The organism is Pantoea phytostimulans (assembly GCF_046118715.1).
Classification (GTDB): Bacteria; Pseudomonadota; Gammaproteobacteria; order Enterobacterales; family Enterobacteriaceae; genus Pantoea; species Pantoea phytostimulans.
This window is the reverse complement of record NZ_CP173698.1, coordinates 3,379,175-3,397,797: the sequence shown is the minus strand read 5'-3', so window position 1 is coordinate 3,397,797 and position 18,623 is coordinate 3,379,175. Positions and strand designations below refer to the sequence as shown.

The following is an 18,623-nucleotide window of genomic DNA, read 5'->3' as shown; positions in this document are numbered from 1 at the left end:
GTCTTAATTACCAGCGATAATCTTTGTTATGGCCTTCCCAGTCTGTGACTTCTTTCTCCGCCTCATCCTTAGCGTAGCCATAACGTTCCTGGATTTTACCAACAAGCTGATCGCGTTTACCTTCAACAACTTGCATATCGTCGTCTGTCAGCTTGCCCCATTTTTCTTTGATTTTGCCTTTGAACTGCTTCCAGTTACCACTCGCTTCGTCGTGATTCATAGCAGACCTCCGGTCATCCTTCAGGTTTCAACTTATATCTCGCCATGCAAGATAATATCGATATAAAGCGCTACTCATGTGCGCTATTGAAAGTTAATTATAGTAGAGGATTTTAGATCTGCTGGAACATTACAGAATATTCTGTAGAGCGCGGTTCTGTACCACGCCCTATTTTAAGCGGTAAACCAGCTGTTGTTTTGCCAGTGACGCCGCCATATCCACCATAACGACAGGCCGCGCAAGGCAAGAAACACCATGACTGCCAGCCATAAAGCGTGGTTACCCAACCACGGTAAAGTCAGTAAGGTAATGAAATAGCCTAACGCCGCAATCGCCATACTGTTACGCATTTCACGACCCCGCGTTGCACCAATGAACATTCCGTCTAGCAAATAACACCAAACGCCGACTATCGGCATAATGATTTGCCAGATTAGATAGCGATCTGCCATTTGCCGTAGTGCGTCGATTGAAGTGAGCATAGAAACGATATACGTGCCAAACAGGATGTAAATCAATGAGAAGAAAAGTGCGACCAGGAAAGCTTGCCGACAGGCGGCGCGCCAGACACGCAGCAATTTAGTGCCATCTTTAGCACCATGCGCTTCGCCTGCAAAGGCTTCTACGGCGTAGGCGAATCCGTCAAGCGCATAAGCGGTGAATGTGATGAACATCAGCAATACCGCATTGACTGCGACGACATTGGGCCCGATACGGGCACCTAACAGGGTCAGCGAGGCAAAACAGAGTTGCAGCATGAGCGAACGCAGCATGATATCGCGGTTAAGTCGTAACAGTCGGCGCATATCTCCGCGCCAACTCTGTTTGAGCAACGCCATATTGATACCCCGCAGTTTCAACACGCGCCATACCATGGCTAATCCCACCGCCAGGGTGACATATTCTGCCAATGCGGTTGCGGTTGCCGCCCCAGCGACCCCCCAATGCAAATCAAGCACCAGCCACAGGTCGAGCAAAATATTGACCAGATTGCCCACTACCAGCAGGATCACCGGCGCTCGCGCATATTGCACACCCAGCAACCAGCCCAGGATCACCAGATTCGCCAGCATCGCGGGGGCGCTAAGCCAGCGAATATGGATAAACAGCGTTGCCTGCTCCAGCACTTGCGGATTACCGCCAATCATATGCGTGGCAAGCTGGCTGACAGGGTCGCGTAAGAAAATGAAAATTACGCCGGCGACAAGCGCCATCATCAATGGCTGAGTCAGGGCACGAGCCAGCGCAGCTTTATCATTCGCACCGAATGCTTGTGCCGTTAAACCGGTGGTGCTCATACGCAGGAAAAGCAGCAGCATAAACAGGAAGCTAGTGATAGTGGTGCCTACAGCGACGCCGCCGAGGTAAACAGGACTATCAAGGTGCCCAATAACAGCGGTATCGACCAATCCCAGCAGCGGGACGGTGATATTAGAAAGGATCATCGGCAGCGCAAGCCGCCAAAGATTTTTATCAGTTGCAGTCAAAAAACGCATTCGCAAATCCGTGCTCAGCGCCGCTGCATCAGCAGGTAAGACAGCAGCGGCTAAATTTGGGCAGACAGAATAGCATCAGACTGGCGAACAAAAGCGACTATAGGAAGATTACAGCCACTCGCCGTTGCGAACGACGCCAACAGCCAGACCCTCAATGGTCAGCGACTGGGCACGCGTATCGACCACAATCGGTTCAAAGTCGTTATTTTCTGGCAGAAGATGAACAATTGAACCCTGTTTTTTCCAGCGCTTAACGGTGACTTCATCATCAATACGCGCGACAACCACTTGTCCGTTACGCACATCTTGCGTTTTGTGCACCGCCAACAAATCACCGTCCATGATGCCGATATCTTTCATCGACATACCGCTTACGCGCAGCAGGAAATCAGCGGAAGGCTTAAACAGACCGGGATCAACTTTGTAATGCGTTTCAATGTGTTCTTGCGCCAGCAGCGGTTCACCTGCGGCCACGCGGCCAATCAGCGGTAAACCTTCCGAGGCTTCTTCTTCCATTAACAGACGAATACCCCGAGAAGCGCCAGAAACAATCTCAATAACGCCTTTACGCGCTAATGCTTTGAGATGCTCTTCTGCCGCATTGGGTGAACGGAATCCCAGCTGTGCGGCAATTTCTGCACGCGTTGGCGGCATGCCTGTTTGATTGATGTGATCGCGAATCAGGTCATAGACCTGCTGCTGCCTGCTGGTTAACGCTTTCATCCCGCCCCCTGGTTGTTTATACAGTCGCTGTGAGTATATACAGGTATTGGTGAAATGGAAACCAAAAGTCAGGCAATAATCAGCCGTTTGACGGGTTCTGGAAAGCCTATCGCAAATGCGACCAAAGCAAAGCGATCCAGACGAAAACGGCCAGTAAGATACTCAGCAAGACGGCGGCTGAACCCATATCTTTTGCACGCCCGGCAAGGGGATGGTGCTCCTGCCCGATGCGGTCAACAACAGATTCAATCGCACTATTGAGGATTTCAACGATGACCACGAGCACGACGGCCCCAATCATTAATACGCGAGAAACGGTGTCCACATCCAGCCAACACGCTACCGCAATGGCGATTAACGCGGCGATAGCTTCCTGGCGGAACGCCGCTTCGTATTGCCATGCAGCACGAAGACCTTGCCACGAATAACCGGCAGCCTTCACAATTCTAATAAGACCGGTGGCATTATTTGCCATATTATGGGAACCCTTTCAACGGATTGACGTCAATGTCTGGGCTGCCAGCTAATGGCACCACCACAGATCTTCGCTGCGCTTTCTGGTATGCTTGCGGCGCTTTGCTAACAAGAGGCTTCATGTTGTCTATGTCAGGTTGGCGTAAACTTTATTATAAATTACTGAATTTACCACTCTCGTTTTTGGTAAAGAGTAAGGCTATTCCGGCCGATCCCGTTTCTGAACATGGTCTGGATCCTACCCGGCCCATTATGTATGTTCTGCCGTACGATTCGAAGGCCGACTTACTGACATTACGCGCGCAGTGCATTAAGCACGATCTGCCCGATCCCCTCTCTCCACTCGAGATTGATGGCTCGCTGCTTCCACGCCACGTTTTTATCCACGATGGCCCGCGCGTATTTCCCTATTTTGTGCCCAGCGTTGAGTCGGTGAAAATCTTCCATGATTACCTCGACTTGCATCGCAACAATCCGGCACTCGACATTCAAATGCTGCCGGTAACGGTGATGTTTGGTCGGGCACCGGGGCGCGAAGTTCAGGGTGAAGATACGCCGCATCTGCGCGTTTTAAATGGTGTACAGAAATTCTTTGCGGTGATTTGGCACGGGCGCGACAGCTTTGTGCGTTTCTCACCCACCGTTTCGCTGCGCCGCATGGCGACTGAACACGGTACAGATCAATCCATCGCTCAGAAGTTAGCGCGTGTTGCGCGTATTCACTTTGCACGTCAGCGTCTGGCCGCGATCGGCCCCCGTTTGCCGGCTCGTCAGGATCTCTTTAATCGGTTACTGCAATCGAAAGCGATTGAGAAAGCCGTTGAAGATGAGGCACGCAGCAAAAAAATCTCTCATGAAAAAGCGCAGCAAAATGCGGTTGAGATGATGGAAGAGATTGCAGCCAACTTCTCTTATGAGGCGATTCGCGTTACCGACCGCGTAATGGGCTGGTTGTGGAGCCGTCTTTATCAGGGCATTAACGTCAACGGCGGCGAGCGCGTACGTCAGTTAGCACAAGATGGTCACGAAATTGTTTATGTGCCTTGCCATCGCAGCCACATGGATTATTTGCTGCTCTCTTACGTGCTTTACCATCAAGGATTAGTGCCGCCTCACATCGCAGCGGGTATTAACCTCAACTTCTGGCCTGCTGGACCGATTTTCCGTCGTTTGGGCGCCTTCTTTATTCGTCGTACTTTCAAAGGCAATAAGCTTTACTCCACCGTATTCCGCGAATATCTGGGTGAACTGTTTACCCGCGGATATTCCGTTGAGTACTTTGTCGAAGGTGGACGCTCTCGCACCGGTCGCTTACTTGATCCCAAAACCGGTACGCTGGCAATGACGCTTCAGGCGATGCTGCGTGGGGGTAATCGTCCGATTACGTTAGTGCCCATTTACATCGGTTATGAACACGTGATGGAAGTCGGCACCTACGCTAAAGAGTTACGTGGCGCAGCCAAAGAGAAAGAAGGCTTTATGCAGATGGTGCGCGGCTTGCGTAAGCTGCGCAACCTGGGCCAGGGCTACGTCAACTTTGGCGAACCGCTGCCGCTGGTTAATTATCTCAACAAGCGAGTGCCAGAATGGCGTGATGCAATCGATCCTATTGAGCCACAACGCCCAAGCTGGCTAACGCCAACGGTGAATGACATCGCCGCGCGGTTGATGGTGAGGATTAATGAAGCAGGCGCTGCCAATGCCATGAACCTGTGCGTGACAGCCCTGCTCGCTTCGCGTCAGCGCTCACTCACGCGTGAACAATTGATTGAGCAGCTCGAATGCTATACCCAGCTACTGCGTAACGTGCCTTACTCACCCAACTCAACCGTGCCGGATCTTACCGCCGAAGCGCTGCTTGATCATGCAATGGGCATGAACAAGTTTGAAAGTGAGAAAGACAGCATTGGCGATATCATCATTCTGCCGCGTGAGCAGGCGGTTTTGATGACGTACTATCGCAACAATATTCATCACATGCTGGTGATGCCGTCGCTGATTGCCGCTATCGTGCAGCAGCATCCGAATTTGAGCGAAGCTGAGTTGTTGCGTCAGGTTAGCCTGATTTACCCCATGCTGAAGAGTGAACTTTTCCTGCGCTGGCAAACCGATGAGTTGCCGCAGCTGCTGTCCAATTTCTGTGAAGAACTGGCGCGTCAGGGCCTGATCACTATCGAAAATGGTCAGTTACGTTTTACTGCCGCACGCTACCGTACTCTGCAACTGCTGGCGGCCGGTATTCGCGAAACGTTGCAACGGTATGCCATTACTTTCTCGATTCTAAGCGCTAAGCCTGCGATTAACCGCGGCACGCTGGAAAAAGAGAGCCGCACGTTAGCGCAGCGCCTTTCAGTTCTGCACGGCATCAATGCGCCGGAGTTCTTCGACAAAGCGGTCTTTACCTCACTGGTGCTGACGCTACGCCACGAAGGCTATATCAGCGACAGCGGTGATGCAGACGTGTTACAGACGCAGGCAACCTGGCTTATTTTGGCCGACCTGGTTACCAGCGATGTACGCCTGACGATTGAGAGCGCAGTGGCGCACGAATAAGCGTTTGGTCATATTGATGTCAAAAAAAGGCGACCTCTTTAAACAGGTCGCCTTTTTATTGAGTGCCAAGAATGCGTTAGAAAATATGGCTGAACGGCGCCGTATTCATCAGCACACCGATAAACAGCACCAACCCAACATAGTTATTGTTGAGGAAGGCCTGAAAACAGGGCTGACGCTCGCGCTGGGCAATCAGTCGCTGTTGATGCACAAACAGCGCAGCAGCCAATAATAAAGACCAGTAAAACGCGCCATTTAATTGCAGTAATAAACCTACCCACGCCATCAGTATTAGCGTTGCCAACTGCAGTAACCCAATGATCAGTTTGTCAAAACGACCAAACAGAATCGCTGTCGACTTCACGCCAATCTTCAGATCATCATCGCGATCAACCATGGCATATTGCGTGTCATAAGCCACCGTCCAGCAAATATTAGCGATGAATACCAGCCAGCAAACAAAAGGTAAGGACTCACTAACTGCGGCCCACGCCATTGGAATAGCCCAGCCGAATGCCGCCCCCAGCACCACCTGCGGCAAATGGGTATAACGCTTCATAAAAGGATAAACCCAAGCCAGCGCCAGCCCCACGACGGAGAGCAGAATAGTCATCAGGTTCATGGTCAGCACCAGTACGAATGCCACTAATGCCAACCCAACAAACAAATATTTTGCCTCTTTTGAACTCACCGCACCGCTGGGTAACGGGCGATTTTGCGTGCGCTGGACGTGACCATCCACCTTGCGATCGGCATAGTCGTTAATGACGCATCCTGCAGCACGCATCACGATAACGCCCAAAACAAACACCACCAGTACGGAAATGGGTGGCACCGCCATGTTAGCCAGCCACAATGCCCACAGCGTAGGCCACATCAACAACAAGGTGCCAATCGGTTTATCGATACGCATCAGGCGGCTGTATGCCTGCAACTTACTCATTTGTAATGTCTTTTGCACAATGCAATTCCTTAACCCCGATCGCGATAGAGCGGCGAAGCGGGCAAAAACAGTTCAGTCAGCAGCAGTGGTTTACCTGACAAGCGCAGGCGAGAGCGACGGCCCCATAAATCATCGACCTTTCCCGGCTCGATAAAATCACGGCTCAACGTTGAAGAGGAGAAAAGATAGCGGCCAAGCGGGCGTGTGCCTAACTGCTGCAACATTGCCTCCAGGCCATTCAAGGTACTTTCCGGCACCACCGTTCGCCCGGCCAGCCAGGGTTCGTCGTCACCGAAAAGAATAATTTCACGCAACCAATAGCGTTCATCGTTTGGTAGCAACGTCAGTTCGTCCGTAAGTTCGCTGGCGTTAATGAAACCTTCGCGCACCGGCTGCACCGTTACTCGCTGACAATGTTGCTCAAAGCGCCGCGTCATGGAATCTTCTTCCATCAACCAATCCAATAGCACAGGCGAAAGCGTCGGTTGCGTGGGCGAAAGCCAGTTGAGCGCACGTAATAGGCTGAGCGCATCTTGCGACATAGCACCACTCCCAAAAATTTGCAGGGCGCTAGTTTAACGCAGAGCGGCCCAGTGAACACCTGTCGTCGTGCAGAACCCTTAGCTGGTTTATTCGCGTTTTAGTCGCTGACTGTTTGCCAGCCATAACGTTACAACCAGCACCAAAATGGCGGCTGAATAGCACAACGTATCGAACGGATTTTTGTGGTCAACGATGATCAGACGAATAATCGCCGTAATACCGATATACACGAAATAGCGTAATGGGAAGTGATAACCCGACTGAAAATACTTAACAATCAAGGCAATAAACTCAAAGTAGAGGAAATAGATCACGATTCCATCAATCAGCAAATAGGACGAAGCCTGTTCGCTGCTGTTGAGTAAAACATTGGCTAAATGGATGGTTTCTTTACCAAGGAATACCACCAATATAATGGCCAGGCTCAGCAGACCTAAATTCAGCACCCATTGCAATACGGTTGCAAAGTGCTGCGCCATAGGATTTTTTTCACTCATGTTGTGTCTCTGAAAAGTCGATTATTCGCTGGCGCTATCATGCGTTAGCGTGACGCAAATCACAATCATGCTTCCACCTCAACACAGAGCGCGTCGTAACGCCAGTATTCACAATCGCAGTCAATGACCTGCTTCTGCTGGTTGCGATTGATTCGCGTGATAAGCAAACCTGGGCTGCCGGCTGCGACATTTAGCGCCGGGGCGGCAACGTCGGGTAAGGGGCCAGGGAGAATGGTGAAACGTGCGCCGCCGTAGCGAATGCCGTAACGCTGATCGTAGAGATCGGTCAGAGAGCGCGTAAGATCTTCGGAAAGCAGGCCGGGAAAAAAGTGTGGATTGAGGTAATGCTCAACATACAACACGGCCCGGCCATCAATGCGACGCAGACGACGAATACAGAAAACCGTTTCCCCTTCTTCCAGCATCAGCGCGGCGGCTATAGCGCCCTGCGCAGACACTTTCTGTGCGGCTATGACTTCGGTGCTGGCATGACGTCCTTGCTCGGCTGCCATGGCATGAAAATGACTGTGATACAGAGGATTATAGATAAGTCGCGGAGGCGCAATAAACCAGCCACGGCGCAGTTCACGATAAATTACGCCTTGCGCTTCCAGCTTCCCCAGTGCTTCGCGCAGCGTGATACGCGTAGTGGAAAACGCTTCACTTAACGCCCGTTCTGCAGGCAGTCGGCCACCACTGAACTCACCCGCTTTGATGCGCGCCAGCAAGGCGCTGGCAATCACATCTGCCGTTTTAGGTGCTATCGACTCCACAACAATAGCCTCATTTTGGTGCGCTTTCGCACTGCGTCAGTTCGATGACAACCTTTCCGTATCCGATCATTCCGAATGGATTTTATGGGAAATATTACGCATCCCCTCGCCCTGCACGTCTTTGTCATAAATCATTCATATACACCCGCTACATTGGCTCGGTTCTTGCTGGACTAGACCAGACAGGCCACTCAACTTACACCGGGAGCAACTGAGATGAAAGCGTTTATCGCCTCTGTAGTAGCCAGTGCTGTATTCCTTGCCTTGCCTGCTGCGCAGGCTGCCGATAATGACCTTGCCGCCTTAGAAAAAGCCGCCCGCAGTGAAGGTCAGGTCAATAGCGTCGGTATGCCGGACAGCTGGGCAAACTGGAAAGATACCTGGAATGACATCAACAGCAAATACGGTTTGAAGCACAGCGATACCGATATGTCTTCGGCGCAGGAGCTGGCTAAATTCGATGCAGAAAAAGAGAACGCCAGTGCAGATATCGGTGATGTGGGTGCGGCATTTGGTCCCATCGCTGTGGCTAAAGGTGTTGCACAACCCTACAAACCCACACATTGGGATCAGATTCCAGCCTGGGCGAAAGACAAAGAAGGCAACTGGGCGCTGGCCTACACCGGTACTATCGCGTTTCTGGTGGATAAACAGCAGGTGAAAGATGTCCCGCACAGCTGGGCCGATCTGAAGAAAGGTAAGTATGTAATCACTATCGGCGATGTCGGCGTGGCGGCTCAGGCGGCTAACGGTGTACTGGCAGCAAACTACGCGTTAGGTGGCGATGAAAAGAACCTGAAACCCGCGCTTAATTTCTTTGCTGAGTTGGCGAAGCAAGGTCGTCTCGGCGTAACCGATCCGGTGATTGCTAACATTGAGAAAGGCGAAGTTCAGATGGCGGTGTTGTGGGACTTCAATGGCCTCAACTATCGCGATCAAATCGATAAAAACCGCTATGAAATCGTGATTCCTTCCGATGGTTCAGTGACCTCCGGTTACACCACCATCATCAACAAATATGCCAAACACCCGAACGCGGCCAAACTGGCGCGTGAATATATCTTCTCTGACGCTGGCCAAATTAATCTGGCAAAAGGCTATGCACGCCCGATCCGCGCTGAACATCTGACTTTACCTGCTGATGTACAAGCCAAGCTGCTGCCGCAATCTGAGTACAAAAATGCGCGCCCTATCAAGGATCAGGCTGCGTGGGATAAATCCTCCAAAATGCTGCCGCGCCTGTGGCAAGAAAACGTCATCATCAATATGCAACAGTAAAGCGTGGCAAGGAGAACGGAATGAAAACGATCCTCGTGGTGCTGGACGGCTTAAGCAATCAGGTCGCGCAACATGCAATGGGCTACTTGTATGCCGAATGTGCGCAAGGTCATGGTCACTATTACACCCTTACCTGCGAATTGCCGTCCCTGTCGCGTCCGCTGTATGAGTGCATCCTGACCGGCATTCCGCCGGTTAAGAGCGGAATAATTCATAACGGCGTGAGTCGATTGAGTCGTGAGCGCAGCATTTTTCACTATGCGCGTGCAGCTGGGCTGACCACGGCGGCAGCGGCCTACCATTGGGTGAGTGAGCTTTATAATCAAACACCGTTCGTTCCGGCGCGCGATCGTCATACCGACGCGCCGGACTTGCCCATTCAGTATGGGCATTTTTACTCTGACGACAGCTACCCCGATTCTCATCTGTTTGAAGACGCTGAAAGTTTGCGCCTGCGCCACAACCCAGACTTTATGTTCATTCATCCGATGAACATTGACGATGCAGGCCATAAACACGGGTTGTCTTCACCGCAATACCGTAATCGAGCGCGCATGGCAGATGGTTATTTGTCGCACTGGATGCCGACCTGGCTGGCAGAAGGATATCAGGTGATTGTTACCGCCGATCACGGCATGAATGACGATCGCTCGCACGGGGGTATTTTGCCGGAAGAAACTCAGGTTCCGCTGTTTGTGTTTGGCCGCGCTTTCTCACTTCAAGCCGAGATTGCGCCACAGCAAACTGAACTGTGCGGCACGGTCTGCGAACTGCTGGGTGTTACGCATGACAAGCCCATCTGTCGTGGCTTACTGGCGGAGCCGAACGCATGAGGGGAAAGAGGTTAGCGCTGCTGCTTCTGCTCCCCTTCGCGCTGTTTTGGGTTGCTTTTCAGCTCGCCCCGTTGGTATGGATTGCTATCAACAGCTTTTGGAGCGAGATGAATGAAGCCTGGGGCTGGGATAACTATCACGACATCCTGACGTCACCCTTTTATTTACAGGCCTTCCGTTTCTCGTTAGACATCTCGTTTTGGTCGAGTGTGTATGGGCTGCTGATTTCACTGATTGCCGGTTATTCACTGCATCAGGTCGGTAGCGGGCGTTTACAACGCTTCATGATGTCGTTCACTAACATGACCAGCAACTTTGCTGGCGTGCCGCTAGCGTTTGCTTTCGTGATTCTACTCGGCCTGAATGGCTGCCTGACGTTACTGCTGCGCCATTATGAATTGATTGAAAGCTTCAAGCTGTTCTCGCGTAACGGCATGGTGCTGGTTTACACCTGGTTCCAGATCCCCCTTGGCGTACTGCTGCTTTATCCGGCATTTGATGGATTAAAACGTGACTGGCAGGAATCTGCCGCGCTGCTGGGTGCCAGCCGCTGGCGCTACTGGTGGCATATCGGCCTGCCGATTTTGTTTCCGGCACTGCTTGGCACCTTTGTCATTTTACTGGCGAATGCGTTGGGCGCTTACGCCACCATTTATGCCCTGACCACCGGCAATTTCAACGTCGTTCCGGTACGGATTGCGGCATTGGTTTCGGGTGATATCTCGCTGGATCCCAACACTGGCAGCGCGCTGGCCATGCTGCTGGTGCTGATCATGGCGCTGATTACCGTGGTGCAGCAGTATTTGGTGCGCCGCAGCTATCTCAACGCGAAATAGGGAGCAATGATGTCGCGTGCGGAACAGATTTATCATCGTTTGATCGTGTGGTTGCTGTTTCTCATACTGGCATTGCCGCTGGTAGCGACCTTGCTCTATGCCGTCTCATCAGACTGGAGCAACACGATCCTTCCTGAAGGTTACTCGCTGAAGTGGTTTATTCAGCTGTGGAGCGATGGCCGATTTTTAACAGCACTCGGCCATTCTTTGCTGATTTGCTTTGGCGCGCTGATCTTTTCGCTGGTGCTGGTGCTGCCTGCAATGTTTGTAATCGCTTACTACTATCCACGACTCGATGCCGTAATGAATGTGCTGATTCTAATGCCGTTTGCCGTGCCGCCCGTTGTCTCTTCGGTTGGCTTATTACAACTCTATTCGTCTTCGCCGCTGATGCTGACCGGCACACCGTGGATTCTTATCGGCTGTTATTTCACTATCGCTCTGCCCTTTATTTACCGCGCTATCGCGAACAATATGCAGGCAATTAATTTGAGAGAATTGATCGACGCCGCGCATCTGTTAGGTGCCAGCACCTGGCAAGCGGCTTTGTTCGTGGTGCTGCCGAACCTGCGTAAAGGCGTATTAATTGCGGTACTGCTTTCATTCTCGTTTTTGATCGGTGAGTTTGTATTCGCTAACCTGCTGGTCGGCAACCGCTATGAAACGTTGCAGGTTTATCTCTTCAATATGCGCAACGGCAGCGGCCACTTCACCAGCGCACTGGTTATCTCCTATTTCTTCGTGGTGCTGCTGGTGACCTGGCTGGCCAACGTCCTGAATCCTGAGCGAGGCTGATCATGAGCTACCTTGAAGTCAAACAACTGAATAAAAGCTACGGCCCAACGCAGATTTTCCAGCAGATTGATTTCAGTGCCGAAGAGGGTGAGTTCGTGACGTTACTCGGCCCCAGCGGCTGCGGAAAATCTACGCTGTTGCGCTGTCTGGCAGGATTGACCTCGGTGGATAGCGGGCAGATTTTATTGCAGAGCAAAGACATCGTGCCGCTGTCGCCACAAAATCGCCACATCGGCATGGTGTTTCAGAGCTATGCGCTGTTCCCCAATATGACCGTAGAAAAAAACGTCGCCTTTGGTTTGAAAATGCAAAAGCTGCCGGGCCATGAAGTGCAGCAGCGTGTAACCGAAGTACTGGCGTTGGTAGAGTTAACCGAGTTTGCCCGCCGCTATCCACATCAGCTCTCCGGTGGGCAATGTCAGCGTGTGGCGCTGGCGCGATCGCTGGTGACGCGCCCACGTTTACTGCTGCTGGATGAGCCGCTCTCGGCGTTGGATGCGCGCATTCGTCGCCATCTACGCGATCAGATTCGCCGTATCCAGAAAGAGCTCAAACTCACCACCCTTTTCGTGACGCACGATCAGGAAGAAGCGTTAACGCTCTCTGATCGTATCGTGCTGATGAACAGAGGGAAAATTGTGCAAAACGGTGATGCCGAGTCGCTGTATACCCAGCCGGTTGATCACTTTGCCGCCGGTTTTATTGGTCACTATAACCTGCTAAGCGCAGAGCAAGCCACGCAACTCACCGGACAAACATTCCATTCACAGGTCGCGATCCGCCCAGAGACAATACGTTTCACCCCGTCAGGTAGCGGCATCCCGGCTGAGATCATTAGCCACACCCTGCTTGGCAACGTAATCCGTTATCGTGTCAGCGCGCACGGTATAGAACTTTCTATCGACGTTTTGAACCGCACGGCGGCGGATTTACACCCTGTTGGCATGCAGATTGGTCTACAGTTAGAGATGTCGACGTTGCGCCAGGTGGCTTAAAACACAGGAAAAAATCGCGCTTCGCTCGGCAATATCCTTCACAGATTGCTCTCTCCGTCAGGCTGGCAATCTGTGCTGTTTAAAGCCTGATGGTCGAGGAGCATCTATACGTGTTAACCCTGCTTAATCTCCTTTCCGCGGTCGCACTGTTGGTATGGGGCACGCATATCGTGCGTACTGGCATTATGCGCGTTTATGGTGCTGATTTACGGCGCGTGTTAAGTCGCAGTATTGAACAAAAACCCATGGCATTCCTTGCCGGAATCGGCGTTACCACGCTGGTGCAAAGCAGTAATGCCACCACGCTTTTAGTCACTTCCTTTGTTGCGCAAAACCTGGTCAGCCTGACGCCCGCCTTAGTGGTGGTACTGGGCGCAGATGTCGGCACGGCGATCATGGCGCGTATTCTGACGTTTGATCTCTCCTGGCTTTCACCGCTGTTTATCTTTTTTGGCGTGGTGTTTTTCCTCGGGCGTAAACAGACGCGAGCCGGTCAACTCGGTCGGGCCAGCATTGGGTTGGGATTGATTCTTTTAGCGCTGCAGCTGATCGTCGAGGCCGCACGACCGATTACGCAAGCTTCCGGTGTACAAGTGCTGTTTTCCAGCCTGACCGGCGACATCATGCTGGATGCGCTGATTGGCGCGGTCTTCGCCATTATTAGTTACTCAAGCCTGGCGGCGGTGTTAATCACAGCAACCTTAACCGCCACCGGGGTGATCTCATTCAAAGTCGCGCTTTGCCTGGTGATTGGTGCCAATCTCGGCAGCGGATTGCTGGCAATGATCAACGCCAGCGGTTCCAACGCTGCGGGCAAACGCGTCGCATTGGGCAGCTTGTTATTCAAGCTGATTGGCTGCGTCATCATCTTGCCGTTCGTCAATCCGGTCGCGATATGGCTCGATAAACTGCCGGTCAGCGATGAAGAGTTAGTGATCTTCTTCCACGTTTTTTACAACCTGATTCGCTGTGTGGTGCTGGTGCCTTTTGCTGATCCTATGGCGCGTTTGTGCCGTCGCTTGATCAGTGATGACACTGAAAGCGCACTTATTCTTAAACCCAAACATTTGGATCGAAGCGCATTGGATACACCAGCGCTGGCGCTGGTCAATGCTGCTCGTGAGGCATTACGCATGGGCGACGTGCTGGAGCAGATGCTTGATGCCTTCAGCAAGGTCGTGCATGGCGAACCGCGTGAAGAGCGAACGGTTCGCAGGTTAGATGACGATGTGGATGTGCTTTATACCGCCATCAAACTTTACCTGGCGCGTATGCCAAAAGAGGATTTAGGCGAAGAAGATTCGCGGCGCTGGAGCGAAATTATCGAGATGTCGCTGAATCTCGAGCAGGCCGGCGACATTATTGAGCGCATGAGCAGCGATGTTGCCGACAAGTCCCTTGCCGCACGGCGTGCTTTTTCCGCTGAAGGATTAAAAGAGTTGGAAGCATTACACGAACAGTTGATTGCTAACCTACGGCTTAGCTTGTCCGTATTTCTTTCACATGATGTCACCAGCGCCAAACGACTACGCCGCGCCAAGCATCGCTTTCGCCTGATGATTCGCCGCTATTCGCATGCGCATGTGGATCGCTTGCATCAGAAGAATGTGCAAAGTATTGAAACCAGCTCGCTACATTTGGGTTTATTAGGGGACATGAAACGTCTGAATTCTCTGTTCTGTGCCACCGCTTACACGGTGTTAGAACAGCCCGATGATGAGCGAGATTATGAATGACTTGTTTGCGTCATGTCATTGCGCATTTAAGGAGAAAGGATGTTTAACGTTTATATCATATTAGCGATCGCCATCTGCGCCGAAACCTTAGCAACGACCATGATGAAATCATCAGAGGGTTTTACTCGCCTGCTGCCCAGCGTTGTGGTGGTGGTTGGGTACGCCATCTCGTTTTATGGCCTGTCTCAGGTAGTCAAAACCATGAATATCGGCGTCGCCTATGCGATTTGGGCAGGAATGGGCATTACGCTGGTGTCCATTTTGTCGTGGGCTATTTATAAACAGAAACTGGATCTACCGGCGCTGCTGGGAATGGGATTAATTATTGCCGGCGTGGTGGTGATTCAGCTGTTTTCAAAATCGGTCACTCACGGATAACACCGCGCAGCGTAAAAACCCGCTACAGTTCCAGGAAATGTAGCGGGCAGTATCAACTTACTTCTTCTTGATCGGTTTGCCTGACCAGTAGCCTGCCAGCAGCGAACCCGAAAGATTGTGCCATACCGAGAACAGTGCGCCAGGCAACGCGGCCAGCGGTGAGAAGTAGAGCTTGCCCAGCGTCGCCGCCAGACCTGAGTTCTGCATGCCGACCTCCAGCGCCAGCGTGCGGCAGGTAGATTCGTCGAATCCAAAAAGTTTGCCACCCCAATAGCCGCCAAGCAGGCCAATGGCGTTATGCAGAATCACCGCGACGATCACCACCAAGCCCACCGAACCAATAAAGCTCTGGCTGCCCGCGACCACTGCACTGATGATCAACAGAATGCAGATCATCGAAAACGCAGGTAAATAAGGTTCTACGCGACGTACCACGCTGTTCATGCTGTGGTGAATGATCAAACCCAAACTGATTGGAATGACGACGATTTTTACAATGCTCAACAGCATGCCGACCACATCGACTTGAATATGCGTATCAACATAGAAACGTGTTAGCAGCGGCGTGGCAAACACGCCCACCAGCGCGGAAACCGATGAGATAGTGACAGACAGCGCGACATCCCCTTTCGCCAGATAGATCATCACGTTAGATGCGGTACCACTGGCAACGCTTCCCACCAGAATCATACCCGCTGCGAGATCCGGCGGCATATGAAACAGTTTGGCCAATCCCCAGGCTGCCAATGGCATGACCAGATAATGCAAAAACGTACCGGCGATGACCGGTGCCGGGCGCACCAGCACCCGTTTGAAATCATCAATATTGAGCGTTACACCCATACCAAACATAATCAGCATCAGCAGGTAAGTAACCCAGGGACCAATACCAAGAAATGTCGTTGGGGAATAGTAAGCGGCGACAGATAACAGCACGGCCCACAGTGGGAACAGGCGGGTTAAAGTGGCGAGCATGGCCAGACTTCCTTATAAGAATGTTGTGTTTTTACGCAGGTTTGCCATAGAAATACGCGACGCAGGAACGGCTGCGAAAGCGGAAGCAGGATCATAACATTTCGTTATCACGACGTAAGGCGGAGATGAGGTCTGAAGGGAAAATGCGGATCGACTGCTGCCAATCCGCCTGAAAATGTCAAAATTACTCTGCTTTTTCCAGTATAAAGCGGTAGATCACACCACCAATTGCCGCACCAATGACGGGCATCAGCCAGAAGACCCACAGTTGTGAAATCGCCCAATCGCCCTGAAACAAGGCAACGCCGGTGCTGCGCGCTGGGTTAACGGAGGTGTTGGTGACAGGAATACTGATCAGATGAATTAAGGTTAAGGCCAGGCCAATTGCGATAGGGGCGAAGCCTGCCGGTGCACGCTTATCTGTCGCACCCATGATGACAATCAGGAAAATGGCCGTCAGCACCACTTCAATGATCATCGCTGACATTAAGTTGTAGCCGCCCGGTGATTGTTCGCCGTAACCATTTGATGCAAAACCGCTGGCAGCAACATCGAAATCCGCTTTACCGCTGGCAATCAAATACAACACGGCACCTGCACCTACCGCACCAATAAGCTGCGCAATAATATAGGGTAAAACGTGTGATGACGGGATGCGGCCACCGACCAGCAAGCCAATAGTGACCGCTGGATTAAAGTGACCACCCGAAATATGACCCACCGCGTAGGCCATCACTAATACGGTCAAGCCAAACGCCAGCGCGACGCCAGTAAAGCCAATACCTAACTCTGGAAACGCTGCAGCCAATACTGCGCTGCCACAACCGCCTAACACCAGCACGAATGTGCCGAAGATCTCCGCCACGAACTTTTGCATAATTTTCCCTTATAAGGCTGAAATAATTCAGCGGCGCTGATTATCGATTAGCACGCATTAAGCGCAACCGGAGAGAGGGATTTCAGTTCAATTATTGAGCAAAAAGAGGTGATTCAAGACGCATCTTGCTGGTGTAGCGCGGTTTGTCAGAAATAGCCGGGACGAATTTCAAGACGGGTGTGAGATATTTACTTACTTAAACAAAGATAATAAATAAAAAAGCCGGACCCTGTCCGGCTTGGCTTATTAACGAAATATTTAGTCGTAAAATATCCGCGTTTATTCAAAAAGGTTGTGATGCAGAGTACGTACTACGCTCTCCGCATCGGTGCCTGGCACCAGAAAACAGAGGTTATAGCTGCTGGCGCCATAGCAAATCATACGCAAGTTGAAAGGTTCGAGTACCCCGAAGACCTCTTTGCCCACACCGCAAGCTTTCGACAGGTTGTTGCCGATAATGGCCACCAACGCCAGATTCTCTTCCACTTCTACCCGGCACAGCGACGAAAGTTCAGTCAGCAAAGCCTGTGTCAGCAGGCTGTCACCGGTGGAGGTTGAACCGGTGGTGTCGAGCGTCAACGCCACGCTCACTTCGGAAGTGGTAATCAAATCAACCGACATACTGTGGCGCGCCAGGATGTTAAAGACTTCGGCAAGGAAGCCACGTGCATGCAGCATGTTCAGGCTGTGTAAGGTCAGCAAGGTTTGCTTGCGACGCAGCGCCAGCGCACGGAACAGCGGTGGGTTCTGGCTTTCATTACAAACGCGTGTGCCACCCGCAGACGGGTTTTTGCTTGAACCTACAAATACCGGAATATCGCTGCGAACCGCAGGCAACAGCGTAGCGGGATGCAGTACCTTGGCACCAAAGGTTGCCATTTCGGCCGCTTCTTCGAAGGTAATTTCATCAATGCGCTTCGCTGTTGGCACGACGCGAGGATCGGTAGTGTAAATACCGGGCACATCGGTCCAGATATCAATGCGTGCAGCATGCAGCGCTTCGCCTAACAGCGCTGCGGTGTAATCACTGCCGCCACGGCCTAACGTGGTGGTGCGGCCTTTGCTTTCACTGCCGATAAAGCCCTGCGTTACCACCAGCGCTTGCTCGATACGCGGCTTAAGTTGCGCGATCGTCTGTTCTGCCAACACGTTGACTTCCGGTTCAGCGCGGCCAAAACGGTCGTTGGTCCGCATCACTTTACGCACATCAAACCATTCAGCGTTTACCTGACGTTCGCGGAGAATCTCCACAAACAGCAGCGTCGACATCAACTCACCGTGGCTCACCAGTTCGTCGGTTAACGCGGTAGAGGTTGCCAGCGCGGCAGCTTCAGACAACATGGCAATGTTTTCGATCATGCGGTCGATTTCGTCACGAATGACGTCGGGACGTTGCAGATGATCAATGATGTTGTATTGAATACGGCGGATCTCTTCCAGCAGCAGGACGCGTTGCGACGGTTCCTGACCTTCAGCGAGAGAAACAAGGAGATTGGTAATGCCCGCAGAGGCGGAAAGCACCACCAGACGCGTATTGGCATTGGCCAGCACCACATCGGCGCTGCGGTTCATGGCTTCAAAATCGGCAACGCTGGTGCCACCAAATTTCGCCACAATCAGAGTTTGAGACATGTTACGACCTCGTGTCAGGTTATCTTGCTCCCGCACGTTTAACTGCGGACGAGAGACATTCTATCA

At 51.9% G+C, this 18,623-nt stretch carries 19 protein-coding genes; 8 read left to right on the top strand and 11 right to left on the bottom strand.

The annotated features are described in order from the left end of the window. Window positions 1-7: 7 nt before the first annotated feature. From ACF2G4_RS15880 to ACF2G4_RS15865, 4 genes are all read right to left on the bottom strand, one after another. A complete protein-coding gene (locus ACF2G4_RS15880) occupies window positions 8-220 on the bottom strand; it encodes a CsbD family protein (protein WP_215847905.1) in 213 nt (70 codons plus the stop codon). Between the two features lie 173 nt (window positions 221-393). Continuing rightward, complete coding sequence (gene dinF / locus ACF2G4_RS15875; protein WP_409075129.1) at window positions 394-1,716, bottom strand: MATE family efflux transporter DinF; 1,323 nt, start codon at window positions 1,714-1,716, stop codon at window positions 394-396. 108 nt (window positions 1,717-1,824) lie between these two features. Then, window positions 1,825-2,439, bottom strand: a complete 615-nt coding sequence (gene lexA, locus ACF2G4_RS15870; protein WP_215847907.1) for a transcriptional repressor LexA — start codon at window positions 2,437-2,439, stop codon at window positions 1,825-1,827. A 106-nt stretch (window positions 2,440-2,545) separates the two neighbouring features. After that, window positions 2,546-2,914: a diacylglycerol kinase gene (locus ACF2G4_RS15865; RefSeq protein ID WP_215847908.1), complete on the bottom strand. Its 369-nt coding sequence runs from the start codon at window positions 2,912-2,914 to the stop codon at window positions 2,546-2,548. Between the two features lie 128 nt (window positions 2,915-3,042). Here ACF2G4_RS15865 and plsB point away from each other — a divergent pair, with 128 nt between their 5' ends. Continuing rightward, window positions 3,043-5,466 (top strand): glycerol-3-phosphate 1-O-acyltransferase PlsB, encoded by a 2,424-nt coding sequence (gene plsB, locus ACF2G4_RS15860; protein ID WP_243078826.1) that lies wholly within the window; start codon window positions 3,043-3,045, stop codon window positions 5,464-5,466. Between the two features lie 76 nt (window positions 5,467-5,542). Here the strand turns inward: plsB and ubiA are convergent, their stop codons facing one another. The 4 genes from ubiA to ACF2G4_RS15840 all read right to left on the bottom strand — a co-directional run bounded on the left by ubiA (window position 5,543) and on the right by ACF2G4_RS15840 (window position 8,222). After that, a complete protein-coding gene (gene ubiA / locus ACF2G4_RS15855) occupies window positions 5,543-6,409 on the bottom strand; it encodes a 4-hydroxybenzoate octaprenyltransferase (RefSeq protein WP_409075980.1) in 867 nt (288 codons plus the stop codon). Between the two features lie 29 nt (window positions 6,410-6,438). Next, the gene (gene ubiC / locus ACF2G4_RS15850) at window positions 6,439-6,951 is read right to left on the bottom strand and encodes a chorismate lyase (RefSeq protein ID WP_409075128.1); all 513 of its coding nucleotides are present in this window, start codon (window positions 6,949-6,951) and stop codon (window positions 6,439-6,441) included. 87 nt (window positions 6,952-7,038) lie between these two features. Further along, a complete protein-coding gene (psiE, locus tag ACF2G4_RS15845; RefSeq protein ID WP_243078797.1) occupies window positions 7,039-7,449 on the bottom strand; it encodes a phosphate-starvation-inducible protein PsiE in 411 nt (136 codons plus the stop codon). A 65-nt stretch (window positions 7,450-7,514) separates the two neighbouring features. Beyond that, window positions 7,515-8,222 carry a UTRA domain-containing protein gene (locus ACF2G4_RS15840; RefSeq protein ID WP_409075127.1) on the bottom strand — a complete coding sequence of 236 codons (708 nt, stop codon included), beginning with the start codon at window positions 8,220-8,222 and terminating at the stop codon, window positions 7,515-7,517. 216 nt (window positions 8,223-8,438) lie between these two features. On the opposite strand from ACF2G4_RS15840, the gene ACF2G4_RS15835 reads away from it, so the two are divergent. The 7 genes from ACF2G4_RS15835 to ACF2G4_RS15805 all read left to right on the top strand — a co-directional run bounded on the left by ACF2G4_RS15835 (window position 8,439) and on the right by ACF2G4_RS15805 (window position 15,073). After that, complete coding sequence (locus tag ACF2G4_RS15835) at window positions 8,439-9,500, top strand: ABC transporter substrate-binding protein (RefSeq protein ID WP_215847912.1); 1,062 nt, start codon at window positions 8,439-8,441, stop codon at window positions 9,498-9,500. A gap of 20 nt (window positions 9,501-9,520) precedes the next feature. Next, window positions 9,521-10,333, top strand: coding sequence for an alkaline phosphatase family protein (locus ACF2G4_RS15830; RefSeq protein ID WP_243078800.1), 813 nt, complete (start codon window positions 9,521-9,523; stop codon window positions 10,331-10,333). After that, window positions 10,330-11,169: an ABC transporter permease subunit gene (locus tag ACF2G4_RS15825; RefSeq protein WP_215847914.1), complete on the top strand. Its 840-nt coding sequence runs from the start codon at window positions 10,330-10,332 to the stop codon at window positions 11,167-11,169. Before ACF2G4_RS15830 ends, ACF2G4_RS15825 begins: the two co-directional genes overlap by 4 nt. Window positions 11,170-11,178: 9 nt before the next feature. Next, window positions 11,179-11,964 carry an ABC transporter permease gene (locus ACF2G4_RS15820; protein WP_215848358.1) on the top strand — a complete coding sequence of 262 codons (786 nt, stop codon included), beginning with the start codon at window positions 11,179-11,181 and terminating at the stop codon, window positions 11,962-11,964. A 2-nt stretch (window positions 11,965-11,966) separates the two neighbouring features. Further along, window positions 11,967-12,959, top strand: a complete 993-nt coding sequence (locus ACF2G4_RS15815) for an ABC transporter ATP-binding protein (protein ID WP_409075126.1) — start codon at window positions 11,967-11,969, stop codon at window positions 12,957-12,959. A gap of 110 nt (window positions 12,960-13,069) precedes the next feature. Further along, window positions 13,070-14,695 (top strand): Na/Pi cotransporter family protein, encoded by a 1,626-nt coding sequence (locus ACF2G4_RS15810; protein ID WP_409075125.1) that lies wholly within the window; start codon window positions 13,070-13,072, stop codon window positions 14,693-14,695. A 39-nt stretch (window positions 14,696-14,734) separates the two neighbouring features. After that, the gene (locus ACF2G4_RS15805) at window positions 14,735-15,073 is read left to right on the top strand and encodes an SMR family transporter (RefSeq protein WP_215847916.1); all 339 of its coding nucleotides are present in this window, start codon (window positions 14,735-14,737) and stop codon (window positions 15,071-15,073) included. A 57-nt stretch (window positions 15,074-15,130) separates the two neighbouring features. Here ACF2G4_RS15805 and panS read toward each other — a convergent pair whose 3' ends face one another. The 3 genes from panS to lysC form a co-directional block, all read right to left on the bottom strand. Beyond that, window positions 15,131-16,048, bottom strand: coding sequence for a ketopantoate/pantoate/pantothenate transporter PanS (panS, locus tag ACF2G4_RS15800; RefSeq protein ID WP_215847917.1), 918 nt, complete (start codon window positions 16,046-16,048; stop codon window positions 15,131-15,133). A gap of 184 nt (window positions 16,049-16,232) precedes the next feature. Beyond that, window positions 16,233-16,925, bottom strand: coding sequence for an aquaporin Z (gene aqpZ / locus ACF2G4_RS15795; RefSeq protein ID WP_409075124.1), 693 nt, complete (start codon window positions 16,923-16,925; stop codon window positions 16,233-16,235). Between the two features lie 279 nt (window positions 16,926-17,204). Continuing rightward, window positions 17,205-18,557, bottom strand: a complete 1,353-nt coding sequence (gene lysC, locus ACF2G4_RS15790; protein WP_215847919.1) for a lysine-sensitive aspartokinase 3 — start codon at window positions 18,555-18,557, stop codon at window positions 17,205-17,207. Window positions 18,558-18,623: the final 66 nt, after the last annotated feature.